The organism is Caballeronia sp. GAWG1-5s-s, from assembly GCF_023631445.1.
In the GTDB taxonomy this organism is placed as follows: Bacteria; Pseudomonadota; Gammaproteobacteria; order Burkholderiales; family Burkholderiaceae; genus Caballeronia.
Window position 1 is genome coordinate 1 of record NZ_JALQDC010000041.1, and the last position, 24,413, is coordinate 24,413.

At 60.6% G+C, this 24,413-nt stretch carries 24 protein-coding genes and 2 pseudogenes; 17 read left to right on the plus strand and 9 right to left on the minus strand.

Annotated elements, in window-relative coordinates; translation table 11 throughout:
* Positions 1-808: 808 nt before the first annotated feature.
* The gene (locus tag NCR34_RS26330; protein WP_250501280.1) at positions 809-1,018 is read right to left on the minus strand and encodes a hypothetical protein; all 210 of its coding nucleotides are present in this window, start codon (positions 1,016-1,018) and stop codon (positions 809-811) included.
* 651 nt (positions 1,019-1,669) lie between these two features.
* On the opposite strand from NCR34_RS26330, the gene NCR34_RS26335 reads away from it, so the two are divergent.
* The 3 genes from NCR34_RS26335 to NCR34_RS26345 all read left to right on the plus strand — a co-directional run bounded on the left by NCR34_RS26335 (position 1,670) and on the right by NCR34_RS26345 (position 3,686).
* A complete protein-coding gene (locus NCR34_RS26335) occupies positions 1,670-1,858 on the plus strand; it encodes a hypothetical protein (protein ID WP_248324090.1) in 189 nt (62 codons plus the stop codon).
* 733 nt (positions 1,859-2,591) lie between these two features.
* Positions 2,592-2,795, plus strand: coding sequence for a cold-shock protein (locus tag NCR34_RS26340; protein ID WP_248324091.1), 204 nt, complete (start codon positions 2,592-2,594; stop codon positions 2,793-2,795).
* Between the two features lie 735 nt (positions 2,796-3,530).
* Positions 3,531-3,686 (plus strand): hypothetical protein, encoded by a 156-nt coding sequence (locus tag NCR34_RS26345; protein ID WP_248324092.1) that lies wholly within the window; start codon positions 3,531-3,533, stop codon positions 3,684-3,686.
* Between the two features lie 779 nt (positions 3,687-4,465).
* Here NCR34_RS26345 and NCR34_RS28385 read toward each other — a convergent pair.
* Positions 4,466-5,023 carry a hypothetical protein gene (locus NCR34_RS28385; RefSeq protein ID WP_371747485.1) on the minus strand — a complete coding sequence of 186 codons (558 nt, stop codon included), beginning with the start codon at positions 5,021-5,023 and terminating at the stop codon, positions 4,466-4,468.
* 121 nt (positions 5,024-5,144) lie between these two features.
* On the opposite strand from NCR34_RS28385, the gene NCR34_RS26360 reads away from it, so the two are divergent.
* The 5 genes from NCR34_RS26360 to NCR34_RS26380 all read left to right on the plus strand — a co-directional run bounded on the left by NCR34_RS26360 (position 5,145) and on the right by NCR34_RS26380 (position 8,216).
* A complete protein-coding gene (locus NCR34_RS26360; RefSeq protein WP_248324093.1) occupies positions 5,145-5,555 on the plus strand; it encodes a hypothetical protein in 411 nt (136 codons plus the stop codon).
* A complete protein-coding gene (locus tag NCR34_RS26365) occupies positions 5,524-5,739 on the plus strand; it encodes a hypothetical protein (RefSeq protein ID WP_244818733.1) in 216 nt (71 codons plus the stop codon). The genes NCR34_RS26360 and NCR34_RS26365 overlap by 32 nt, the downstream gene beginning before the upstream one ends.
* A 204-nt stretch (positions 5,740-5,943) precedes the next feature.
* A complete protein-coding gene (locus NCR34_RS26370; RefSeq protein ID WP_248324094.1) occupies positions 5,944-6,183 on the plus strand; it encodes a hypothetical protein in 240 nt (79 codons plus the stop codon).
* 301 nt (positions 6,184-6,484) lie between these two features.
* Entirely contained in the window at positions 6,485-7,288 is an 804-nt protein-coding gene (locus tag NCR34_RS26375; protein ID WP_250501281.1) for a transglutaminase-like domain-containing protein, read from the plus strand.
* Between the two features lie 301 nt (positions 7,289-7,589).
* Positions 7,590-8,216: a tyrosine-type recombinase/integrase gene (locus NCR34_RS26380; RefSeq protein ID WP_248324096.1), complete on the plus strand. Its 627-nt coding sequence runs from the start codon at positions 7,590-7,592 to the stop codon at positions 8,214-8,216.
* Between the two features lie 1,781 nt (positions 8,217-9,997).
* Here the strand turns inward: NCR34_RS26380 and NCR34_RS26385 are convergent.
* Both NCR34_RS26385 and NCR34_RS26390 read right to left on the minus strand, forming a co-directional pair.
* Positions 9,998-11,773 (minus strand): winged helix-turn-helix domain-containing protein, encoded by a 1,776-nt coding sequence (locus tag NCR34_RS26385; RefSeq protein ID WP_248324097.1) that lies wholly within the window; start codon positions 11,771-11,773, stop codon positions 9,998-10,000.
* Positions 11,770-13,095, minus strand: coding sequence for an MFS transporter (locus tag NCR34_RS26390; RefSeq protein ID WP_248324098.1), 1,326 nt, complete (start codon positions 13,093-13,095; stop codon positions 11,770-11,772). Before NCR34_RS26390 ends, NCR34_RS26385 begins: the two co-directional genes overlap by 4 nt.
* A 170-nt stretch (positions 13,096-13,265) precedes the next feature.
* Here NCR34_RS26390 and NCR34_RS26395 point away from each other — a divergent pair, with 170 nt between their 5' ends.
* Positions 13,266-13,838: a hypothetical protein gene (locus tag NCR34_RS26395; RefSeq protein WP_248324099.1), complete on the plus strand. Its 573-nt coding sequence runs from the start codon at positions 13,266-13,268 to the stop codon at positions 13,836-13,838.
* Positions 13,839-14,724: 886 nt separating this feature from the next.
* On the opposite strand, the pseudogene NCR34_RS26400 reads toward NCR34_RS26395, so the two are convergent.
* Together NCR34_RS26400 and NCR34_RS26405 are read right to left on the minus strand one after the other, a co-directional pair.
* A pseudogene (locus NCR34_RS26400) lies at positions 14,725-14,973 on the minus strand (MFS transporter); the annotation flags it as partial.
* A gap of 63 nt (positions 14,974-15,036) precedes the next feature.
* Positions 15,037-15,399: a tyrosine-type recombinase/integrase gene (locus tag NCR34_RS26405; RefSeq protein ID WP_248324100.1), complete on the minus strand. Its 363-nt coding sequence runs from the start codon at positions 15,397-15,399 to the stop codon at positions 15,037-15,039.
* Positions 15,400-15,541: 142 nt separating this feature from the next.
* Between NCR34_RS26405 and NCR34_RS26410 the strand changes: the two genes are divergently transcribed.
* The 4 genes and pseudogenes from NCR34_RS26410 (at position 15,542) to NCR34_RS28395 (ending at position 18,571) form a co-directional block, all read left to right on the plus strand.
* A complete protein-coding gene (locus NCR34_RS26410) occupies positions 15,542-16,063 on the plus strand; it encodes a hypothetical protein (protein WP_248324101.1) in 522 nt (173 codons plus the stop codon).
* 68 nt (positions 16,064-16,131) lie between these two features.
* On the plus strand, positions 16,132-16,647 hold the full coding sequence (locus NCR34_RS28275) for a TOTE conflict system archaeo-eukaryotic primase domain-containing protein (RefSeq protein WP_350029459.1): 516 nt from the start codon (positions 16,132-16,134) through the stop codon (positions 16,645-16,647).
* 28 nt (positions 16,648-16,675) lie between these two features.
* Positions 16,676-17,836, plus strand: a pseudogene (locus NCR34_RS28390) (TOTE conflict system archaeo-eukaryotic primase domain-containing protein); the annotation flags it as partial.
* A 249-nt stretch (positions 17,837-18,085) separates the two neighbouring features.
* Positions 18,086-18,571, plus strand: coding sequence for a DEAD/DEAH box helicase (locus NCR34_RS28395; RefSeq protein WP_371747496.1), 486 nt, complete (start codon positions 18,086-18,088; stop codon positions 18,569-18,571).
* A 57-nt stretch (positions 18,572-18,628) separates the two neighbouring features.
* On the opposite strand, the gene vapC is transcribed toward NCR34_RS28395, so the two are convergent.
* Together vapC and NCR34_RS26425 are read right to left on the minus strand one after the other, a co-directional pair.
* On the minus strand, positions 18,629-19,069 hold the full coding sequence (gene vapC, locus NCR34_RS26420) for a type II toxin-antitoxin system VapC family toxin (protein WP_350029461.1): 441 nt from the start codon (positions 19,067-19,069) through the stop codon (positions 18,629-18,631).
* Positions 19,030-19,224: a type II toxin-antitoxin system VapB family antitoxin gene (locus NCR34_RS26425; RefSeq protein WP_248324103.1), complete on the minus strand. Its 195-nt coding sequence runs from the start codon at positions 19,222-19,224 to the stop codon at positions 19,030-19,032. Before NCR34_RS26425 ends, vapC begins: the two co-directional genes overlap by 40 nt.
* A gap of 316 nt (positions 19,225-19,540) precedes the next feature.
* Between NCR34_RS26425 and NCR34_RS26430 the strand changes: the two genes are divergently transcribed.
* The 4 genes from NCR34_RS26430 (at position 19,541) to NCR34_RS26445 (ending at position 23,468) form a co-directional block, all read left to right on the plus strand.
* Entirely contained in the window at positions 19,541-20,062 is a 522-nt protein-coding gene (locus NCR34_RS26430) for a DNA-binding protein (protein ID WP_250501282.1), read from the plus strand.
* The gene (locus NCR34_RS26435; RefSeq protein ID WP_248324105.1) at positions 20,046-20,819 is read left to right on the plus strand and encodes a hypothetical protein; all 774 of its coding nucleotides are present in this window, start codon (positions 20,046-20,048) and stop codon (positions 20,817-20,819) included. Before NCR34_RS26430 ends, NCR34_RS26435 begins: the two co-directional genes overlap by 17 nt.
* A gap of 671 nt (positions 20,820-21,490) precedes the next feature.
* A complete protein-coding gene (locus NCR34_RS26440) occupies positions 21,491-22,348 on the plus strand; it encodes an oxidoreductase (protein WP_248324123.1) in 858 nt (285 codons plus the stop codon).
* 97 nt (positions 22,349-22,445) lie between these two features.
* A complete protein-coding gene (locus NCR34_RS26445; protein WP_248324124.1) occupies positions 22,446-23,468 on the plus strand; it encodes an LLM class flavin-dependent oxidoreductase in 1,023 nt (340 codons plus the stop codon).
* A 12-nt stretch (positions 23,469-23,480) separates the two neighbouring features.
* On the opposite strand, the gene NCR34_RS26450 is transcribed toward NCR34_RS26445, so the two are convergent.
* The gene (locus tag NCR34_RS26450) at positions 23,481-24,392 is read right to left on the minus strand and encodes a LysR family transcriptional regulator (protein ID WP_248324125.1); all 912 of its coding nucleotides are present in this window, start codon (positions 24,390-24,392) and stop codon (positions 23,481-23,483) included.
* Positions 24,393-24,413 lie beyond the last annotated feature (21 nt).

The following is a 24,413-nucleotide window of genomic DNA, read 5'->3' on the forward strand; positions in this document are numbered from 1 at the left end:
TACTGGAATGATCGTTCCAACTTGTCAAGGAAAATGTGTTTTCTGTCGCGATGCGCTGCCTTATTGGCGGGTTAGTCTTCGCGGAGGCGCCCGTCAGACTCTGTCGACATGCAGTCTCACTGCTCGAAGCCAGGCAGCCTTCATAGCCGATTCCGGGCGGTACGAGTCTTTTCACATCGACATGCCTGCCGCGATCGTTGCCGCCATGGGACGGGAACAGCAAATCGTGTCCCGCGCTCGGGAGTCGCTCGACGTGCTCCGTGCTCCGTCTAGGGACACGGGGGCGTCGTCGCTACTTCATGGCAGTAGCTTCCAGGCGATCGTTCATCCAGGAATCGCGTGCCTGAATTTGTTCCAGTACTCGGCTATCGTGCCGCGATTAAGGAGATGGCTCAGTTCCGGGGACACATCTTTTCTCATCTGCGTAATCGAACCGTTATCCGTGAGCAAGCGAATAGTCGCGTGCCGTGGGACGTTCCCGAAGTCCTCCGGAAGGCCTCCCACCGCAGATCACGCGGCACGCATCACTACTGTCGCCGCCGGGCGTCCCAGCTGCGGCAGACCCTTTGAGGGCGAATCAAGCTTTACAGTGTGAACGGCTGTTCCACTTCTGAAGCGGTCATGTGGACTGCGGGAGCTCTAACGACAGAGAAGGGTCGGCTAGCGCCGACCGCATCGGGCGGCACGCGGCCAATTCCTGTCGGTCAGTCTCGCCTCACCGACGCCGTTCGAATGACTGGTTCTCTCTCGGACTTGCCAAATCACAGCACTCAACGATAGAGGCGACGCGGGAATGCAGGACGGTAGATCAGCGTGGTTCGAGAAGCGCTCTCCGACGAGAGAATCGGTTAGCCCGCGTCGATACGCCAACACGATCGTGATCATTTCGTTCATGCTGTCGCGCCAGCCGCCAGCCGCCAGCCGCCAGCCGCCAGCCGCCAGCCGCCAGCGCCAGCGCCAGCCGCCAGCGCTCCAGCGTCTCTTTGCCAGCCGCAATATAGCTTCCATCTTCATCCATATGGCTCTCGGGCATCTGCGATCAAGACGGCGAACATAAGTGATGCTCTCCGAAGCGACTTAAAGCGTGTTCCGAACGTGGCAGATCCGATTCCGCGTCAACGGCGATCCTAGTTGCGCCCCGATGATAAAACGCAAGGTCGATCCAAAATTTAATATAGCCAACGTATCGATCCGTCGTGCGCTGGCGTGCTTCACCGTCAATTGGGGAAACACTGCCCATTGGGCCCGACCGGGCTGGTGCAGTCTTACGGCGCAACGATTTGAAACTGGTTGGTCTAGTGCACCGTTTAGGTTCGTTGGTTACTCCGCTTCATTGGTGAGCTTAGCTAGGGACGGACCCGTCAGAACAGCTGCATTCATACGCGCGCCTAGGCTGCGCAATACGAGAAGGGAACATGTGGGGCAAGATTTAGCGCGAGCAACACCTCTCCGGGACGTTGTCTCCAGGACGCCGAATTCCTGCGCGTGCGGTGTCGAGGGCATCCGTGTCTAGTGTCATTCATGCTCGACCGGCACGACGTCAGGGCGCGGATGCGCGTGGAGCCTTCTGACCCGCCGTGACAGGCGCCGTCTCGGACATTGCAGCAAAAATCACGCGCCCTCGAACAGGGGGCGCATAATGAGCTCTGCGCATGCTCAAGGAAGTTCGATGAACGAAAATAAAAAAGGTGCCGTGCTCCGTGGGCTTCGGGGCTTTACGCACTTGATCGAAGAAATGGGCGCGTATCGCTCGAAGCAAAAAGCGCGCGAAACGGTGCGGACGCTTCGATCCGTCGCCGGTGTCAAAGGTTGTCGTGAGCGGAGCGAAAAAACAAGTGCACTACCGCCGAGCGCCTAGGTGGTAACCAGCCTATGGGGCCTGCGACGTTTCTCACTACCGCGGCATCGAGCGTGTTCTGTTCCAGCGAGCGGCGGCGAAAAGCATTAAGGCGCCATCAAAATGTTCGTGTGGGACACGACGACGTGGAATTGCGTGTCGCAGTCGCAGTCCTAGCGCTCATTGTCCCAATGCCAGCCCATCGGCTTGGCTTTGTGGAATGCCACGGAAACAAGCGAGACCAAAGCTGCGGACGGCATTGGGAGGTGCCTCGCATCATGTTTTGACTTGGCGTTTCTGAGAGGCCTGTTGGTGCCACGGCTCTCAGCGTGTGGGAGTGCGACGCCAGCGCGGCAACTACTCAAAGGTGAATCAATGATAGCGATGACGGTCATTATGATTGGAGGTACAACTATCATGCTGTTCGGCAGGACGACTGCCGCGACGATACGTGCGTCGGTGTTACGGCTTGGGGGGCTGCAACGGCTCACGGCCGGCTTCCGCCTGTCAAGAGCCGATCGATAACCGCTTCGTCATTAGGGCGCAATTACCCCGCCACATTTCCGTTGGGAATCGGCCAGAAAAGCATTGACAAGGCCACGCCGCCACTATACTGTGAACAACGAAATATTCAAGAAGCTCGATTGCTGATCACCACTATTCGCGTCGTCGGCGCGGTACTCGCTGTCCTCTCTTCTTCCTTGAAGTTTTTGTCGCTCGGCACGCGGGCTCTTATTTTTTTCAAGGAATTATCATGGATACCGGTACAGTTAAGTGGTTCAACGATAGCAAGGGCTTCGGTTTCATCACCCCTGATGCTGGCGGGGACGATCTCTTTGCTCACTTCTCAGAAGTTAAAGGCGACGGCTTCAAGACGCTCGCAGAAAATCAGAAAGTAAGCTACGAGACAAAGCGCGGCCCGAAAGGCATGCAAGCCGCGAATATCTCGCTGCTGTAACGCAATACAAGGGCCGGTCTACCGGCCCTTCTTCGGTCGGTACAATCGACAACGGCGGGGCGCGACAGGCCGTGATCGCATCGGCGCGTTTAAACGGAACCTCCCTGTCCGATGCGCCAGACCATTTAGTCAGCTCGTCCTGCTAGTCCTCTCTTCCCGAAATCGGGGGTCGACTACCGGTGATGGGATCGTCGGATCATAGCTCTTGGCGGGCAAGGTGACGCGCAGCGCTGCCGCGGTCTGCTATAAGTCGATATACGCAACCGTTTCAGCGCCTGAAAAGAGCCAGCGCGAGCCACATGTCATCGCTAGCGATCAAGTAAGCGTGCTGTGAGCGGGTCCGCGGCAGTCTGCGACCGCATCAACGATTGCCTTTCGGCCCTCGCAACGGATTAAAGCAGAGCGACTCCTGCAAAGCGGGCAATAGCGTCGCATGGAAAACGTCTGTACTCCTAGCGATTGCATGATCGGTGTATCCGCCGTTGCAACGCGCTGGATGATCCCCAACCTATCGCAGGAACACGCCCCGGAGGGCAAATGTATCCTCTACTGGAGTTTCTTTCGACACTTCCGCAGTTCCACGCAGATCGTGCTCGGAGCGAAGTGGTCCACATTGGCACCGGGTGCACTTTGTCGCGTAGGGTCAGCTGCGGACCCGAGGTCGATCCAGTACTTCTCGCTCGGTGGCCGGGGCAGCCGCTAGGCGATGCCTGCATTATTGACGGACTCGACGCTGTGAACTTCTATATGCGTGAAGCGCGTACCATGGGCGCCGAGATCGGCCTGCTGAACCGAGCGATCGGTGTACTCGACCGATCGATGGGCGGTGAGACGCTTTTTTCGAAATCGATCTACGTTTCGCCGGCGCGTGCGACCGACGATGGCAGTTGAGGGTCGGCGCTATCGACGTCATATGCGTCGCTCGCGCTCGTGCCCCGTGGCAATGACCACACTGGACTGCATCCGTGATAGGCCCGTGCAGCAAAGCCTGTAAGAAGGCGTGCGAGAAGTGCGCCGCGGACAGTCGTGTATATATTTCAGGCAACTCGCGGCTATGCTCGTCGAGTGGGAACACACCCTGGGGATTGACATGGCGACAGAAGAAAACGTACTTGCTACCTTTGAGCAGTTCAACGTTGAGGGAAGAGACTACGTCACGTTGAATGACGCATGCAACGGACTGGCGCAGTGGCTGGCGTCGGCCTGGGATCGTCTAGAGGAAGGAGACGCCCAAGTTCTGGTGGCCGTCGGCGCCACGTTGTGGCGAGAGGGCTATTCCCAGAGGTAGCTTCCGTAGTCGTTGGGCAGTTGCGACGACGACCACGAAGGCAAGGCCTGGCCTGCGGATGCCCACATGGCGAAATCGTGCCCGTTCCGCAAGCCTCTTACCGCGCTATCTCGGCCCTCCTGCAGCTTTAAGATGCAGCGCCGCCTCGGAAAGGCAGTGAGTTTGTGCGTCCGTCGTCATGGTGAGCCGAACCGCTCAAGGACTGTTGTCGGAAGGTAGCTGCCGGCGCCGGGAGAAACGACTACCTTGGTGTTCCGTGAGTGTCATCAGAATGTCGGCGTACCATGCATTGTTTAGGCCGAGCGTCTCGTCGACTTGGAAGTCGCGACTGCCGATGTCAATGGTGGACGAGTGAACGCCAAGAAGCGTCCATGGCAAGCTCTCACCCATCGCCGACCCTTCCTTTAACGGTTTGCTCATCACCACAGGTGCGCCGCTTACCCCTCGATGCGTTCGCGCATCCGTAATGAAGCATCCGGGGAACGTCTACCGGTACAGTCGAGCAGGCGCCTGCGATCGGGAAGGCAAGTCGGCTGAGCAGTCGGAGCAGCGCATCTTGCTGGGGCGTTGCGTCGTTGGCGGAAAGAAAGGCCGACAGGGACAAATCTGATGAGCACCCCCCCGAAGCGGTGCTGGGAACGTGCCGAACGAAGGGATGATCGTTGGCTGCGGCAACCAACAGCCAGCGATCGCCATTCGGGCTTACATACAGTTCGACAAGGTTAGCGTTCATTGATTGGCCAATGCAACGTAGGTTATGTGGATCGACGTGAAGCTCGATGTCGAGGCTATCGGGGAAGTGCTTGCTAGATTCGTCGTTGACCACATGACGGCTTGTGACGAGAAAGAGGCGCTCGTCACGGGCAAAGAAGAATGCGCTTGCATTGGTGAGATGCTGTGCGCTGGCGAAAGTCCTCACACGGGCCGCCGTGAGAAGCAAGTCATCTCCGGTCGGTCGGTGTAGTGTTGGAGGGCGTGCAACCCGATCAATCCGTCAGTACTACCGAATCTGCTTTGCACACAGTCTTACTTTGGCGCCTGAACGGCGCGAGGGCTCACTCATGACAGTCAGTTTCCGCTTATATCGTGGGCTGGAAATCTATCCGCTCGTCTTTCCACGCCAATCGACCTTGTCCGGTCACGGTCACAACTATGAGGACGGATTCGATGCCGCCGTGCGTATCAAAGAGCCAGAAACGGAAGACGGTCAGGCGCGCAGTTCCGTGTTAAGGCTGCCCGCCCAAAACGGGTATCAGAGCGCGGGCGATGCACGGCGCGCCTGCACAGCGTATGCAGAGGAAGTGATCGACACTTGCTCAATGAGCCGCGCGTTTTTCGGCGAGCAAACGAACCATCGCGTGCGGGAAGCAGCGACCCAGCACGATGCAACGACCGAAGCGCGCCCGCCCTCCAAACAGGTCGATAGAAAAGTTGAACATCATGCAAACGAGTCCGACGAGCTTTCGCATTGACCCGACGCCCCGAAGGGCAGACGGAGAATACATGGCGCACGCACGCATCAGCGGTAACGCCGCGGACGGCAGCCTGACCGACGTGTTTATTAGCGGTGACCTCGGGGGCTTCGACCTTCGCGCAGATGCCGTCGAATTTGCCACGAAGTGGGCGCAAGAGTGGCTTGCAACACGCTTCGGTTGATGCGTGCGGCCCCGTCGCTGCTCGCGCGCGCGAGATCCGTCCGGGTGGTCAAGAAGCATGCACGAAATCAATAGTTGCGGTCCTGAAGATTTCGGTACCTAGATATTTGTGTACGCGTGGTGGCGCATGCATGACTATCCGAAGGTTGCTTAGACCGTCCGATGCTGACTCATGTTAGTCTCCGAAGACAAAAGGGAGGCTTTCATGCACCGAACGATCCCATACCGCGGCTTCGAGATTCAGATCGAACTGACTTCTGCTGCTGACGAGAACACCTTTGACGTGACCTTTCAGATAAGAGGCGCGACGAACCTCGAAGTGCTCGGTGCGCGGGGAGGCCGCATCCCGTTGCGCAACGGTCCTTTTACTGAGCGTTGGGCCTATCTGGTAGCCGAAATTGCCGGCCAAGCCGCAATCGACGTGTTACTCGGTCCCGTCGATTGACTGCATGTTTGTTTCCCGACCCACTACACTCAGTAATTGTTGGCGTACGTCGCCTTCCGGCGTACGGTTGGATTGACGATCAGCCGCGTACGCAAACAAACGCGGTCAGCCCCGATTTTTTAAACCGGCAAGAAAGCGTCCTTCCAAGATTGTGCTCGGCAGCACAGTAGGCAACTATTTTTTGCCGAGAGCATGAGCCCAGCAGTTGGAAGCATCGCTTGTTGCCTTCTGCCGCAATGCATCTGCGAATACCTGAATCAACAGCACCTGCAATGAGGGAACCACGGAGGATCCGGGATCCATGAAACTTCGCGTCGGATACGAACTGTCGTACGAATGCCTGCAGCCTACCCCGATGATGCTGATGCTGAATACGCATTTTTCGCATGCCAAAGATGTAGTGGTGGCCGATCTCCTCGTCACAGATCCGCCGGTGCCGATAAGGCAATATCGTGATTTGTTCGGCAACCTATGCAGTCGAATCGTGGCACCTGTCGGACGTGTGGCATTGAGCACCACAGCGCTGTTGAATGTGTCAGATTCTATGGAGACGCGGCCCATCGAGGGGTGGGCCCATCCGGTTGAGCAGTTGCCCGACGATACGCTGACTTTTCTATTGGGCAGCCGCTATTGCGAGACCGATCTACTGGTCGAGATCGCGTGGCAAATTTTCGGTCAGTGCACGCCGGGCCGCGACACTGCTCTGGCAGTCTGCGACTTCGTGCACGAACACATCGAATTTGATTCCGGCTATGCGCGGCCGACCAAAACTGCGTGGGACGTGTACCGCGAACGCAAAGGCGTCTGTCGCGACTTCGCGCACCTGGGCGTCACCCTATGCCGGGCAATGAATATCCCGGCGCGCTATTGTACGGGCTATATCAGCGATGTCGGCTTGCCGCCCGTTACCGCGCCGATGGATTTTGCGGGATGGTTTGAAGCTTACGTGGGCGGTAGCTGGCAGACGTTCGATCCGCGAAACAACGCGCCGCGTATTGGACGTGTTTTGATGGCATACGGGCGCGATGCCGCCGATGTCGCAATCAGCAATGCATTCGGGGCCGCCGTGCTAACGCACTTCAAGGTGCACTGCGACCAGGAATGACCGGGCCACGCCCCTCCGACACTAAGCCGGCGCGGTAATATACGGATAAGATGCGTCGCGCTGCAATGTGCAGTTTGAAGCGAACGGTCTGTTGCGCGGAGCTGAGCGTTGTGGCGCGACGCGTGAGACTGTCCAAAGCATTGACGTCTTTCCAGCGGCCGCTTTGGAGAAGGCTGAGTGCCCGTTGCGGGTCGGAAATCCGACTCACTGACTGCAATCTGCTGACCGGCCGATCTGGGACGCACCTTGACCATTTCCGAAAGCGCAGAATCGATCTCCCTTCATTGAAGAGGAGGTTATCATGGAAACGCTTAATTCCTCCAACGCACACTGGGTGCCTTGGAACAAGGGAAGGCTGACCGGTCAGAAGCCGCCATTGAAGCTCCGTGAGATCTGGGCGATTCGGACGAGGCTCCAGATGTCGTCCAACACTCGCGAGTTGGCGCTGTTCAACTTGGCAATCGACAGCAAGCTTCGAGCGTGCGATCTGACGCGACTGCAAGTGCAGGACGTCTTCGTCGGAGGTCATGTCCTAGCTCGCGCGACTTTCATGCAGCAAAAGACGCATAGACCAGTGCAGTTTGAGATCACGGAGCAGACTCGTCAAAGCGTCTCTGCCTGGATATCAACGCGGGGATTGAAGCCTGCCGATTATTTGTTTCCGAGTCGGCTGCATGCTTCGGCACATGTATCGACGCGCCAGTATGCGCGCATCGTTCATCGTTGGATCGCGTCGATCGGACTCGATGACAGTGCTTATGGTACGCACACCATGCGTCGTACGAAAGCGTCGTTGATCTATCGACGCACCAAGAATCTGCGCGCTGTCCAATTGCTTTTGGGCCACACAAAAATTGAGAGCACCGTGCGATACCTCGGGATCGAAGTGGACGATGCGCTCGAGATGGCTGAACAGACGGAGATTTGATAGCCGGCCGGCGAGCGTGCGCTTGTCGGGCCAGGAGGCGACGCTCGCCAGGAGATATCAGCGGACGAGCGCCAGTCTGAATAACCTCTTCGAAGTTCGCCAATTCTCGGTCGCTGAGAATCGAAATGTCTCCTTGTCACGGTTTCTCCCCCACCGCTTCGCTGTCCGAATGTCTAATTATCGGCATAGTCGGGCCGGAAAGCCGCCATGCACGTGCTCGCGAGTCGTTTTCGCTCACATGTGCCTATTTACCAGTCATTCGACGTCGACAGAGCAGCGGGCTTCTTAAACTGTCTTTTCGTGGCCCAGAAAGTGCGCACAATGACTACCTCCTTGTGTTTCGCTACCGATGGAATTCGCCATGTCGCGCTTGATTAAGGTTGGAAATCATGAGTACCACGTCGTGGTACACCCGCTGGTTGCGGGCGGCTTCGCCTTCACCGTTGTCGACATAGACCTGACAGGACCCAAAATCACCGAGGCTCGCCACGACAGCGCAGTTATGTTCCCTACCGAAGAAGACGCGTACAGCCGCGGTTCAGCCTACGCACGTCGGCGCGCTCGGCTCTATAGACGTTGACTTGTCGCAGCAGCGGTGCGGCGCAAACCAGTGAACCTCGCGGGTAAGTGCTTCAGTAGTTCGCATGGCTATAAAGGACGTTCCTTCATGACTGCACCACCTCAACTACCTGTGCTGCGCTTGGATGGAGATATCTTCTTCAAGCAGCGAATTGTCAACAAGACGTTTCGAATTCAAGTCACACACGAGTGCTTGATCGACATTTTTGGATCGGACGGCTCAGTAGAAGGGGACAACAAAGCGTTGCACGTCAATCACCAAAGGATCGTTTCGATCGCAACCCGGAAGGTGATGACAGGCACAATTTCGCCGGTTAAAGTCCTCCGTGACGACTTCAGGACGTTCTCTACGGTCGGCGGCGATAGGGGCCATCGACCGAGGTAGGCGCTGCCCTTTTGAAGAGCTTCGCGTTCTGTCTAGCGACAGCTTCGCGGTTCGGTGCGAGTGGCATTGTCGCGGGCGACCGTTGAAGCCTCGGAAGCAGCCGTTCAAATGGCTACGGTCCAGCGGCTGCAACGGGTCGGGTGCCGAAGTTCGGGCCGCGGCCGCCGTCGTTGTACGGTGGTCGTCGAGCGCGATCTTCGGCAACCGGCCAGTTCCAGTCGTTCGCTGCGGGCCTTGCACGGTCATTCGTGCGGCGGATTGCCATAGGTAAGAGACATTCAGAAGGTCGAGCATCGAGCGGCTCCGAAAGGGACGATCCGCTAAACACCTATGGCGGACTGCAGACGTGGTTAACGCATCAATAGATGCAGGTTCAGCCGGGCGTGCTTAAGCGTTTCTTCAGGTTTCGTCGATGGGCCCCGTGCGCGGCTGGGCACATCCTGACGGCTAGGCGCGCGAAGTCACAGTCAATCGCAGGCTTCTTCTGCACGCCGACGTCCGCGGCTGGTTTCTCACAGCTGCGCCCAAATCCGGAAACCGGAGTAAACCGAAATGAAAATGACCCAGGTTGTAGCGGTTGTCGCAGCGATGGTCGTCTCGTGCCACGTTTGGGCGCAAGACAGACCGTCGGACCAGCAGCCGCAATCAGCGCAGTCTGCAAAGGATATCGGCGGCGTCGCGGATACGTCCGTCACGAGCGCAGGTTCGCTTTCGTCCTCTATGCGAAGTCATTCCAGTCCTGGCGATTCGACCCAGTCCAGTGAAATGCGTATGCGGTCCGACACGTTTCGCCATCACTGAACGGTCGCAGCGGAAGTCAGTGGCCGATGCGCCGTTCGACATTGCGGAAACGCCCCATCGAGCGGAAGCGACTGAACCACGCGTTCGTACGAAGCTCGCAAAGCCGGGGTGAGCGTTCCGCGAGCGCGACTTCAAGCCAGTGGAACATCTCGTCCGGCCTGTCGAGTCGGGCGTAGATCTCGGCGAGCAGGAAAGGCGAGGTGTAGCGCCGTCGTCGTCTTGCCATCAGATCTTGCAGGTACCATTCGAGAACTTTTTTATAGCCGCCCGAACACCACACTGTCCGAATCGCCTCTGCACGGGCAAATTCGTTGCAGCGCGTGAGCGCGTCGATGGTTGCGTCTATCGCTTCCTCGAAATGCTCCTCGACCTCAAAAGCGGTCGCCAGCAATTGATAAATGAGCGGCGATCTCGGGCCGGGCCCCGCGTTGAGACATTCGCGAATCACTTCCTCATACTGGCCCGACTGCACGAGCCCGAAGACGCGCGAACCTTCAAATCCGAGGGGATCGACTCTTTCTGCGAGTTCAAATTGGGCTCGTCCTTCCGCCTCCCGGCCGAGCACGAGCAACAGTCGCGCATAGAGGCGGCTGGTTTCGGCGTGGCTCGGATTCAGGCGCAGCGCCGCGAGAAACTCCTCTTCCGCGCGACGCCAGTCCCAGTCGTAGAAGTAATGGACGCCCGCGAGGGCCTGATGCGCCTCGGGAAGGCTTGGGTCCAGTTCCAATGCGCGCAGTGCCGCTTCGCGCGCTCTCGGATAGCCCTGCGACGGCGCGTAGAAGCCATGCGTCGCCGTGGAGCCGTAGATGTTCGACAACCCCACGTAGCCCAGTGCATAGGTGGGGTCGAGATCGAGGGCGGTCTCGAAGTAGCTGTGGGCGCGGATGAAATCCTCGTCATTCAGCGCGTGATGTGCGGCGAAGCCGGCATCGAAATGCACGCGGCGCGTCCAGTAGTAGCGCCCGCGCAGATACGCGTCGTGTGCGGCCGGATCGATCGGCAGCCGCCGTGACAACCTGTGTTGCTGCCGCTCGGCGAGGGCGGGCGAGACTTCTCGCGCGAGCGCCGCGCCCACTTCCTTTTGAATTTCGAGCGCGCCTTTCGCCATTGGCTCGTGCGCGCAGCTCAGGAGCTGCACCTGATCGAAGGAGCGAATCAGTTGCGCGAGAATGCGAACCCGTCCGCCTTCGCGCATTAGGGAACCTTCCAGCACATAGTCGACATCGAGCTCGTGGGCGATTTGGGCGATGGTCTTGTTGGCTCGCTGATAACGCGCAGCCGTGGTGCGTGCGATCACCAGGATCCGCTGTGGATCGAGCATGCCGACATTCGCGGAGGTCTCGTCAGCGAGCGCGACGCAAAAGCTGTCAAGGCCGATATCGTCGCTATTGTTCTCGAACGGCAAAACCAGAACGCGGATCGGTGCAGAGGGCGTACCAGGCGCGGCTTGAGAGGCCGGCTCCGCGGCCACTGTTCGAATGCCTTCCAGGCGGTACCCCTTGCCCTTGACTGTAATTAGATAGCGCGGGACATCGGGGTCTTCGTCGAGTGCGACGCGGATCTTACGGATGGCCGTGTTGATGCTGGTGTCGGTCTCCCGGTATGCATTCGCGCCCCACAGCGCCCGCACGATGTCCGCGCGGGTGACGAGTTGCCCATTGCGCGATGCCATCAAGATCAGCAGCTCCATGGGCAGACGTTCGAGCTTGACCGGTTCGCCGCGGCGTCGCAACTCGTAGCGGCTCGTGTCCAGCTCGACGTCTTCCATATTCGCAGGGCCAGGCGTGTTCATGGGCGCTCTCTCAGAGGCGATCGTATGTTCACATCCGTTGCGCTGGCCGGCCGGGCGTTGCGCGCTATCCCGAACGATGCGGCGAAAGACAGCAGCGCGCACGCCACCAGAACGAGCGCGGGTGAAGCGCGCAGTCGTGCATCCAGGAAATGCGCGGCGAGGGGTGTCAGCCCGAGCGCCAAAGTGAGCCCGAGATTCATCGCGGTGGCGACGCCGCTGAACCGGACGTCGAGCGGAAACGACTCGGCGATTGCGCAAGCGTAAGTGCCGTTCGCCAGTGATGCAACAACCCCGGCCATTACATATAACGCGGCCAGGCTGCACAAACGATTCGTCACCGCGATGAAAAAGATGGGCGCGAAGAGTGCGGAGAAAACTGTGCCGAGTCTGAACATAAAACGGCGGGACACGCGGTCGCCGAGATGCGATGTAACGAGGATGCACGCCGCGACGACGATGAGATATCTGATCTGCGCGTCGATGATCTGGGCCTGCTCATAGTGGAATCCGCGCAGATAGGACGGCAGATAACCGATCAAGATGCCGCTCGACGCACCGACCAGAAGGCACGCGCCGGTGCCCGTCACCAGGCGCATGGAGTGTCGACGGCAGAGCATGCTGAAGGGCGCACGATGGCGCGCGCAGACGGCGCGCGCGTACTCGTCGGTTTCGGCGAGACGCCTGCGTATCGCGAAGCTCAAAAGACCGATCATGCCGCCGATGAGAAAGCCGAGCCGCCAGCCGTACTCGTCCATCTGGACTGGAGTGAACGATCTTTGCACAACGAGATTGACGCAGGTCGCGAGGAGCAGGGCGAGGTTGACGGCGAAGAACACGATGCCGCACAGGAACCCCGGTCGGGCGCGGGCGGTTTCCACCGCATAGACGACGGCACCGGGGAGTTCTCCACCAAGACACAATCCCTGAATCACACGCAGCAGCACGAGAAGCACGGGCGCGGCGATGCCCCAGTCGGAATATGTAGGAAGCGCTCCAATGAAGAAGGTCGCCACGGACGCAATCATCGCGGACGACAGGAATGCAATGCGCCGGCCATACAGATCGCCCAGGCGGCCAAACAAGATGCCGCCGATAGGTCGCGACAGATAGCCGATGGCAAGCACCATGAAAGACGGCATTTCGCCGGATGTGCCCGCGTGCAGGGAGAAAAATGCAGCGCCAATGTTGGGGGCGAAGAAACCATAGATCACGAAATCGAAGACTTCGAGTGCGCCACCTGTGCTCGCCACCAGTACCGTCCAGCGTTGGCGGGCAGTCATGGCCGCCGTGGGTCGTGAACGGTTGTTTGGTTTTTTTGACACGAGGCGCCTCCGTGAATGCCGGCGATCCGTTTCGATAAAGAGTAGGGCAGTTTCGTTACTTGCGAAGCGTTCAAAGCGCTCGCGATTCATGATTTCTTTACGTCGTCTCCATTGTTCGCCGCCCGCAGCCGCCGCATTATCGAGGAATGGCGACGACAAAGGGGACTCAGATGAAACACCAATTCTGGAGTGGTTGCACCGCCTTGGCGGGCGCTTTGTTGCTTTTCGGTGGCACCGCACATGCCGATGAACATCAGTGCTCGAACGCTACCCTGCGAGGCACCTACGCCTTCGCCGCTCACGGTTCACTCATCGGCATCATCGTTGGCGGAACGATCTATCCTTACGCGAGTCCGCAGCTGATCGACGGTGTAGCCGTACAGACGTTCGATGGCACAGGGTCGTTCACCCGTCGAGACTTCCTGATGAACACCGGCATGGCGCGGCCCGGCGCGGTCAATTCCGCCGGTTTTGCAACAGGCCAGACCGGCACGTATCAGGTGAATGCCGACTGCACGGGCTCCATGCATATCGAGTTTCCGGGAGCGCCGCAGGCGGGAGCGATACTCGATGTGCAGATTGTGGTCGAGCGCGACGGTCGCCTCGTCAGAGGGGTGCTTAGCCGCGAGCAGGTGCCCAGCTCGATGCCATCCGGGAACGGCACGCCGTGCGGCTCACCATGCCTGCTGGCGCCGCAGATCAGTTTAGAAGGCACCCGCGGAGACTACGAAGGACGGAGATGAGGCTAGCTCATCCGGACGCTGCGGGTAGTTATACTCATTTTCATTGCGAGAACGCCCCAACTTGTTGCTTCCAATCGTACTACTGACCGCATATTGCGTCGGGCACCGCCCGCTTGCCAACGTCGCATGGCATCGTCGGGAACTGGAGGATCGGGGCACGTGAACGATCTGGCCGCTACGGGATCGCGTCACGCGCCCTGAGTGAAGGGTCAGTCCAATGCCGGGCCCCGGTGATGCGGGATCGCAGCTATAGCTTGACCTGTTCGCGGAATCGGCGATGCCGACACGAAAACCGGATCGTGCGCAGCAAAGCAGTAGTTCGAGGCAAGATGTCAGGTCGAGCGGCACGATGGCGCCGGTCGAGCGCGGATATGGATAGAATCGGCGCTAAGAACTGACGATCCGAAGCGCTTGTCGAGTGAAACTTAAAGGTCCGCTCCTTCTCGCAAGTGGCCGTTGATGGCCTGCAGACGTGAGCGTCACTTGCGGGTCGGGAGTACGCACCGCCGACTGGCCGCTTCCGGGAGCTCAATCCCTCTGGCCGCTGTCCAGCCATTAGTTCGAAGCGAGGACTGACGCAGCCCGACCACAAGAGACGTCCTAAACCGCGGAAAACGGGCCTTTACACTGAGTGCGGGGCGTACTTGCAGCCCCCCAACTACCGCTGCCTTCGCAAGCCGCTCTGTTGAGCGTTCTTACCGCCACAGCACAGGGCGGCATCGAGCCTCCCGGTATCTGAACAGATGCCTTCTCTAGCGAAATGCGGCAACGTGACGGCGATGTGGCCGAAGGCATCCGCACTATGCGGCCTTCGCCTAAAAAGACGAGATGCCCCCGGGTGAGAGTCGGGGGCATCTCAGTGAGATGGAAGCGATTGACGTTGGCGTCAGCGATTCACAACCTTTCTCGGCATCGTCAGAACGACGGCCGCTGCAGCGATCAACGACGCTGCCACGCAGTACAGACCCACATCGGTGCTGTGCGTCATGTCCTTGATCCAGCCGACCAGATACGGACTGACGAAGCCTGCAAGATTGCCGACCGAATTGATCAGTGCGATGCCCGCCGCTGCCGCCACGCCGCCGAGGAACGCCGGAGGAATCGCCCAGAACTGACACAGCGCGCCGAGAATGCCTGCAGCGAATCTCCCCCGGTACGTATCCGTCACCGGATGTGGAGTGACGCCTCGATCCAGCGGTTAGGGCGCACGCAATGCAATGACGGGTAGCTCCTGCACGGTCGTACCTGGTGCCGCGAGTGCCGATTCGATGCGGTGTTGCGCGAACGGATCGGCGGCATCGATGTAGCGCATCGCGGAACGCACGTCGTTCCAGCCAACGTACTGCATCAGCATCTTCAGATCCCAGCCGTTCGAGTTGGCCCACGTTGCGAAGCCCCGCCGTAGCAAATGGCTGCTGTAGCTGTCCGGCGCGGCCAGGCTTGCCGCCTGGAAAAGCGCACGCAACAGCGGCACGAAGCTGCCCGCATGCAGTCCCTCGTCGCTGATGTTTCCCCTGCGGTCTATGCTCCGGAACACGGGGCCTTCCGTCAGGCCGGACACCGCAATCCACGCCTCGCAGGCCGCCAGCCACCGGACACAGGCGTGAAAGTGCCGGGGCCTTGAAGGTCGTGCCCAACTGCGCGCGGTCCCCTTTCGTGCGCGCCAGGTACAACGTCATGCCGCGGCCCGCCTCGACGGCTACGTGCTCGATTCGCAGCCGGCTGAGTTCGTCCGAGCGAAAACCGCGCCAGAAACCCAGCAGCACCAGCGCCCGGTTGCGAATGCACGCGAGGCGCTCGCGCCCGTCGGCTTCCCTGGCGATCTGCTGATCGACCCAGGCCGTGAGCTTTTCGAGCTGCGCGAGCTGCATGGGTTTCGCCCGCTTCTCGGTTGCGGGATGCAGCGCGACGATGCCTCTGAGGACCTTGCGCACGTGCGGTGCCTTCGTCGGATCCGGAAAACCCTGCGTCTGATGCCATTGCGCGAGCGCTGCAAGCCGCGAGCGCAGGGTATTGATAGACAGGGATTCTGCGTGATCGGCAAGGTACCGCGCGATCATGTCAGCGCTCGCTGGCAGAAAGCCGCCCCATTCGACCTCGAAATGCCGGAGTGCCGACTGGTAACTGCGCCGGGCTGTGTTTTCGCGCGTCGCGGCTTCGACGTAGCGATCGATGGCAGACATGGCTCGTGGGTAAAATCAGGTGATCTGTATCGGAGACGATGATATGCAACAACGAACGTGTGCGCCAGCTGGCGTGCTCAATGAGAGCCAGGGTTTCGGCCGGTGAAGCAATGAACGAAGGAAGGGTGTTACAGGCAGACTGGGAAAACTTCACGCGCGAGGAGCTGCTCGCGGAGCTCACCCGCCTGCAGGCCGAAATCGCGCGGCTCACCGCCTTGCTGCCGGCAACGCTGCAGGCGCAGGCAAAGCCCGTGCGGGTGACCCGGAACGAACCATCGCCAGCAGTGCGAAACACGGGCGCCCTCGTACTTTCGCCCGAGCAGAAGGTACAGCTCTTCCGGCGGCTGTTTCGCGGCCGCACGGATGTCTATCCGCTACGCTGGGAAAGCCGCAATTCCGGAAAATCCGGCTACGCGCCGGCGTGCGCCAACGAATGGCGCGCCGGGATCTGCGAAAAGCCCCGCATCCGGTGTGCCGACTGCGGGCATCGTGTACTGCTGACGCTGGACGACCAGGTCGTCTATACGCACCTGGCCGGCGATCGCACAGTGGGCATCTATCCACTAATGCCGGACGGCACCTGCTACCTGCTCGCTTGTCGACTTCGACGAGGAAGGCTGGCGTGAAGATGCGCAGGCATTCCGGCAATCCTGCCTCGAGATGGACGTGCCCGTATCGCTCGAAATCTCGCGTTCAGGCAACGGCGCTCACGCGTGGATCTTCTTCTCGTCGGCCGTTGCTGCACGTGACGCGCGACGGATGGGCTCAGCCATCATCAGCCACACCTGTACCCGGACCCGTCAGCTCGAACTGACGTCCTATGACCGGCTCTTCCCGAACCAGGATGTGCTGCCCAAAGGCGGCTTCGGTAACCTCATTGCCCTGCCGCTGCAGAAGCACCCGCGCGAGCATGGTTGGAGCGTGTTTGTCGATGACGGCTTTCAGCCGTACGCTGATCAGTGGTCGTATCTCGCGTCCGTGCAAACCATGGACAGCCGCGACATCGAGGGGGTGATCTTTCGCGCCACGGGCGGTGCGCACCCGCTAGACGTCGCGTTCATCGCCGAAGAGGACCAGGCCGAACCGTGGAAGCCAGCACCCCCGCAGCTGAAGCGGCTGGCCGGAACGATGCCGGCGTCGCTCACGCTGACGCTCGCGAACCAGCTTTATCTTGAAAAGGCGCAGCTTCCGCAGGCGCTGCTCAACCGGCTCATCCGGCTGGCCGCCTTCCAGAATCCGGAGTTCTACCGGGCCCAGGCGCGCGGCTTCAGCGTATGGGACAAGCCACGCATCGTTGGGCGCGCCGAGAACTGCCCGCGCCACATTGCATTGCCGCGCGGATGCCTTGACGACGTCATGATGCTACTGCGCGACAACGACATCGCCTGCGACGTCCGCGACGAGCGCTGCACCGGCCAGCCGCTTGCAGTTCCGTTTGCCGGCACGTTGCGCGATGACCAGCAAGCGGCCGTCACCGACCTGCTGCGACACGACACCGGCATCCTGCATGCGCCGACGGCGTTCGGCAAGACCGTGACGGCGGCCGCGATGATCGCGCAGCGAGGCGTCAACACGCTCGTGCTTGTGCACCGCCGGGAGCTGCTTGACCAGTGGCGCGAGCGCCTGCAGTCGTTTCTCGCACTCGACGCGCGCGAGATCGGCACGATCGGCGGCGGCAAGTCGAAGGCGACGGGCCGGATCGATGTCGCGATGCTGCAATCCGTGGCACCCGATGGTGCTCGCGGCGAGCTGTTGCGGCGTTACGGCCATGTCATCGTCGATGAATGCCATCACATCTCCGCGGATTCCTTCGAGGCCGTGCTAAAGGGCGTCAATGCACGCTACGTGCTCGGCCTGACGGCGACGCCGGTGCGGCGCGACAGCCAGCAACCGGTGATGTTCATGCTGTGTGGACCGATCCGGCATGCGGCGAAATCGCCCGCTGGCGCGCCGCAGGTGCTTGAGGTCTTCCCGCAAAGGCTCACCTCCGCAGTGGACGTCGCGGCCGACGCGCCAATCCAGGCGGTGTTCGCTCAGCTCGCGCAGGACACCCCGCGCACGCAGATGATCGCGGCGGCTGTACGTGAACAGTACGGGCAAGGGCGGAACGTGCTGGTACTCACCGAACGGACGGACCATGTCGAAAGCCTGCAGCAGATGCTGCAAGACACGGTACAACCGCTGTTCGTGCTGCACGGTCGCCTCGGCCGGAAAGCGCGGGTGGCACAGCTGGCTGCCCTTGACGCGCTGGCCGGTGACACGCCCCGCGTGGTGCTGGCGACTGGCAGGCTCGTAGGTGAAGGCTTCGACCATCCGGCGCTGGACACGCTGGTGCTGGCCATGCCGGTTGCGTGGAGGGGCACGCTGCAGCAGTACGCCGGCCGGCTGCACCGCGAGCATGCGGGCAAGACCGGCGTACGGGTGATCGATTATGTGGATGGCGGCCATCCGGTGTTGCAGCGCATGTGGGAGAAACGCCAGCGCGGCTACCGGGCAATGGGCTATCAGGTCCGCACGCCCGGAGAAGATATCCAGCTCCAGTTGGCCTGAAACCGGTGGTGAATTCGTATTCCGTATCGTTTCTTGCTGTTTGCTGTCACCGGCACGTTAGTCGTCGCGCATTGCAGACTGAAGACCAAGATGCTCGACGAACGGATCGAAATCCCGGTCGCTGAAGAGCAGCGGCGCACCGTTTTCAATGCACCACGTCGCGATCAGCGTATCGATGGTTTTGCGGACCGTTACGCCCTGCGCTCGCAAGATGCGGTAATTGCGGGCCGCCTGAATGGCGTTATCCGGCCCCACCAGCGAGACGACATCGAATCGCGTCGTCATCAGCTGCCGGGCAGTATTGAACGCCGACTCGGCGGCAAATCCCTGTAGCACCTCGGCGACGATCAGGTCGCCGGTGACCAGCACCTCCCGGCCCAGCAGGGCATCCAGTCGGCTGGCTTGGGGTGAAGCCAGCCCCCGGAAGTAGTCGATCCACACGCTCGAATCGACGAGTATCACTGGTCGCGCCTCATGGCATCCAGGTCGCCTTCCCACGGTAATTTGCCGCGGAACTGGCGCATCTGCTCCTGCTGCTTGAGCCGGATGATCGTTTTCAAGCCAAGCTCGACCGCTTCACGTTTGGTCCGGATGCCCGTTGCGGCAAGCGCTTCGGCCATCAACCGGTCGTCGATCTCGATATTGGTACGCATGGCGCGCCTTGTAAATGTGTATAAACCAATTGAATTATACACATCAAAACGCTTGTGGTCCACGCTCCGGGTTGCGACATCCCAATTTGACCAGCAATCCCCCGGATATCGTCAATTTCCATATTTCGTACCGGTTGTGCGGCGGACAAGCCGGATTCGGACCATCACACTGGATGATCCTCCTTTATCGCAGGCCAGTAATGCCCACATCAGGCCGCTCTTGACCGCGTGCAGTGATACGTACGTACATGGTAGGTAATACAGTACGATATTCGAGCGAGGAAGCAGATGGCCCGCACGCACCGGTCTTACGCCCATGGACGTAAAGCGCGCCCGCGAGGCGTTGCTCGCGCAGGGGCAGCACACATCGATCGACGCGATACGTATCGCGCTTGGCAACACGGGCTCGAAAACCACGATCCACCGGTACCTGAAGGAACTGGAGGAAGATGAGGGCGCGTCACTCACACGCGCCGGGTCGCTCTCGGACGCGATCCAGGATCTGGTGGCCCGGCTCGCGGCCCGCCTGCATGAAGAAGCAGACGCCCTCGTCGACCAGCAGGCCGCCGCTGCGGCCGCGCAGCGCCAGCAGGCGCAGTCCGAAATCGCAAGGCTCGGCGTTGAGCTGGCCACGGTGCGGGAGCAACTCTCTGGCGCGATCGCCGCCCTATCGGCGGAGCAGGAGGCGCACGCCGGGACTCGCGTGGCGCTGCATCAGCGCGACCGGGACGTCGAGCGGCTCACCCAGCAGGTACGCGACCAGACCGAGCGCCTTGCCGAGCAGGAAGGCTTCCGCCTGTCGCTTGAGGCCAAGCTCGTGCATGCGCGATTCCCTTGAGCACTTCCGTACGGCCGCGCGCGAGCAGCGCGAACAGGAAGCGCACCGACATGAGCAGCAGGTCCAGCAGGTGCAGGCTGAGCTACGCCAGGCGAACCAGACGGCCATCGTCCGGCAGAACGAGATCACACAGCTGAACCGGGACAACGCGCGGCTCGTCGCAGAAGCGACGGCCACGACCAGGCTCGCACGCGATCAGCAGGCACATGGCGAGGCGCTGCAGTCCGCCCTCAATCGTGCGCTCACCGAGCGGGCGCGCGCCGAGGCCGAGCGCGACGCAGCGCACTCGGCAGCCGATGCGCGGGCAGCCGAGCTGCTCCAGGTACGCGAGGCTCGCGACTCGCTCCGGGCGGACCTCACGAAGCTGGCCGCGCCAGCTCGAAGCACAGCAGCAGCTCATGGTGGACTACCGGACGCGGCTGGGCGGCGCAAGCCCGTCGACCCGGCCGGCCTCGTTGAACTGCTCGATCGGCTGAACGGCGAGAAACCGAATATTTTCAGTATCGACGACGAGGTCGCCGCCGCAACGAAACGGGCAGCGCGGCCTGCGGCGAACGCGAACGCGAATGGCTGCGCTCGCGCTATCCGCCGTGGCGTCGAACTGATGGGCGAACAGCACCATCGCCTGGACGCCATTCGCAAGACAGGCGCCGACGCTCGAGACGCCCTTATCCTTTACGAGAGTCTGGCCGCGAGCGTGTTGACCCTCGTGCGTTTATGCGGCGCCATCCGCGATGGGCGAGGCACGAGTCGTTGATGTGGCGCGAAGCAGAGCATGTCCACGCGCGGGCGTTACACGCACACGCTGGCCCACACGGGGAAGCGTCACCGTTTGAGGCACTTCGACCTCCCCTGAAGAAGCCGGGCGATGCGGCAATGCAATCGTAGACATATACGTTCAGGCGGAGCCAAACCGCCGCGGTTCTTGTTTCGGCTGCGCGCCCATTAAGCGTTAGAGTTAGCTTTCGTGTGCATCAATGCTCCTCCATGCAAGCGGTCCTAAGGGCCGTTACGCTCCGTGACGGGCATCGCACCGCGCCGCTTCGACGTGCAGAAACGGGTCGGCGTGGGCCGATCACATCGGGTCAGGTCCGGCAGTTCGGGCGAGGGTCGCCGCAGACGAACGACGCTGAAACTTCGAATTTCGGCAACCGGCCATGAAGCGACAACCGCTGCGGTGTGCTGCACAGCCGTTGTGACCTCCATACCGGACACCTATTTCGGGTGAACGTGTCACACCACTTTAGTCGACATTCGCGCAGCCTGCGTCTGGGAAGACGCATCACGCGTGTCCCTTCGTGCGCGCAATTTTTCCACACGCGGAAAAGTCATTCCATTCATACCGGTCTAATCAAACCTCCCCGTGACGCCGATATTTCTCTCCAATGAATTTCGTTTCATATCCATCACGAATCACGGAGAAAAGTCATGAACAACGTCACGAACCAGCAGTTCAAACGCGTGTGGTTCATCACCGGCGCGTCGCGCGGTCTGGGCTCGCTCATCGCGCAAGCCGCTCTCGACGACGGTAATGCTGTCGTCGCCACCGGCCGCAACGCCGCCGCGATCGCCGAGCGGCTTGGAGAGTCGCCCGCGCTGCTCACCTTTGCGCTCGACGTGACAAACGAGGCACAGGCGAAGGCGGCGGTCGAAGCCGCGGTCGATAAGTTCGGCCGCATCGACGTACTGGTCAATAACGCGGGCTTCGGGCTGCTCGCGGCCGTCGAGGAATCGAGCGATGCTGAAGTTCGCCGCATCTACGAGACGAACGTGCTCGGGTTGCTCAACGTGACACGCGCCGTGTTGCCGGTGATGCGCAAGCAGCGTTCGGGGCATGTGATCAACACGTCGTCCATCGTCGGTTATCAGGCGGCGGCAGGCGTCGGCGTCTACAGTTCGACTAAATTCGCTGTGGAAGGCATCACCGAAGCGCTGCATGCCGAACTCAAGCCGCTTGGCATTCACGCAACCATGATCGAGCCCGGGTTCTTCCGCACGGACTTTCTGGATGCGTCGTCGCTAGCCGTCGGCAGTACGATCATTGGCGACTATGAAGAGACGTCGGGCAAACTGCGGCAACTCGCAGGCGAGATCAATGATAATCAGCCAGGCGATCCCGCAAAACTGGCAACCGCGATGGTCAGGCTCGTCGACGCAGAGACGCCGCCTATGCGTTTGCCGCTCGGCACGGACACGCTTAAGGCAGTAGCGGAAAAGAATGCATATGTGACGGCGGAAACGGAAACTTGGAAGGCGCTTTCCGCATCCACCGACTTCCCGGCCTGAGCCGCAAGGAACGAACGGGCAGACCGCGCGCATGCAAGCGCCGTCTGACCAATTCACACGATGCGGTCATTTCCTTTCGGGCTTGCGCAACACTGACATGAAGAAAATCGGCTTTCTATCGTTTGGCCACTGGTCTGCTTCGTCGCACTCGCTTACGCGTTCGGCGTCCGACGTCCTGCTCCAATCCATCGACCTCGCGATCACCGCCGAGCAACTCGGCGCGGATGGCGCATATTTTCGCGTGCACCATTTCGCGCGCCAGCTCGCGTCACCGTTTCCGTTGCTGGCGGCTGTGGGGGCGAGAACCAGTCGAATCGAAATCGGTACAGCCGTCATCGACATGAGGTATGAGAACCCGCTGTACATGGCAGAAGATGCGGGCGCAGCCGACCTCATCGCCGGTGGACGCCTGCAACTCGGCATCAGCCGCGGCTCGGGCGAACAGGTGGTCGACGGCTGGCGCTATTTCGGCTATGCGCCGGAAGAGGGTGAGACGCACGTTGATCTGGCACGTCGGCACACCGAAGTGTTTTACGAGGTGCTGCGTGGCGAAGGTTTCGCTGAGCCAAATCCCCGCCCGATGTTTGCCAACCCGCCGGGCCTGCTACGCGTCGAGCCCCATTCCGAAGGATTGCGCGATCGCATCTGGTGGGGCTCGGGATCGGATGCCACCGCGGTATGGGCGGCCGGGATGGGCATGAACCTGCAATGCTCGACACTGAAGAACGACGAGTCGGGCCGTCCGCTCCATGTCCAGCAGGCGGAGCAGATTCGTGCTTACCGGCAGGCGTGGAAGGAAGCCGGCCACGCGCGCGAACCGCGCGTGTCGGTGAGTCGCAGCATCTTCGCGGTGGTGAACGATCGCGACCGCAGGTACTTTGGACGTGCCGCGAATAGCGACGACACGATCGGACTGCTGGACGGCAACATCAGGACGATCTTCGGCCGTAGTTATGTGGCAGAGCCGGACGCGCTCGTCAGGCAACTCGCAGCCGACGAGGCGATTGCGGAAGCCGACACGCTACTGTTGACCGTGCCGAACCAGCTCGGCGTGGAGTACTGCGCACACGTGATCGAATCGATCCTCACCCACGTCGCTCCGGCGCTCGGCTGGCGTTAGTACTAAAGCCCTTCACCGCAACGGCAGCCAAAGCGGCCCGTCCCATGCTTTGAGTGCATCAAGGAACGCCTTGAGTTTTGACGGCATGAAGCGCCGCGTCGGATAGACAGCATGCACGGATAGATCCGGCGACGCCCAGTCAGGCAGCACCCGCACCAGTTCTCCGCTGGCAATATGCGGGTCGCAATAGCTCGACGGAAGCAGCGCAATGCCGTGCCCGCGGAGGGCGAATGCATGGACGATGTGAAAGTCGCGCGCGGCGACGGGGCCGCTTACGTGCACCTTCGCCGCTTTTCGCCCGCTGATCAGCTGCCATTCCGTTTCGTTGTTGCGGGCGTTGATCAGCACGCAGGGATGCTGGCTCAGCTCGTCGGGCCTCGAGGGGAGGACATGGTTACGCCCATAGTCGGACGACGCGACGAGGTGCCGCACGCTTCGTCCCACGCGCTGTGCGACGAGGCTTGAGTCCTGCAATTCACCAAAACGGATAGCAACGTCGACGTTTTCGGCAATCAGATCGATGAACGCATTCGTGAAGTACAGGTCCACCCGGATCTGCGGATAGTTATTTAAAAATGCCGACAGGAAGGCATAAAACGGTTCCTGTTCGAGCATCACAGGACCGGAGATGCGTAGCACGCCCTCCGGTTTCTTCTGCGCCTGGGTGATCACGCGCTCGGCGTCATACAGATGACCTAGCGGCTCGCTGCATTGATCGAAGTAGGCGCGACCCTGTGACGTCAGGCTGAGCCTGCGCGTCGTGCGTTGCAACAACGTGACGCCAAGCCGTTCTTCGAGCGCGGTCACCTTGCGGCTAACGGTTGAGACAGGCATGCCGAGTGCCCGCGCGGCCCGGCTGAAGCTCTCGAACTGCGCTACGCGCACGAAAACGGCGATGTCGTTGAGGTCGGCGAGTGCGGTCATGGATGGCGTCGTGGGGATTTT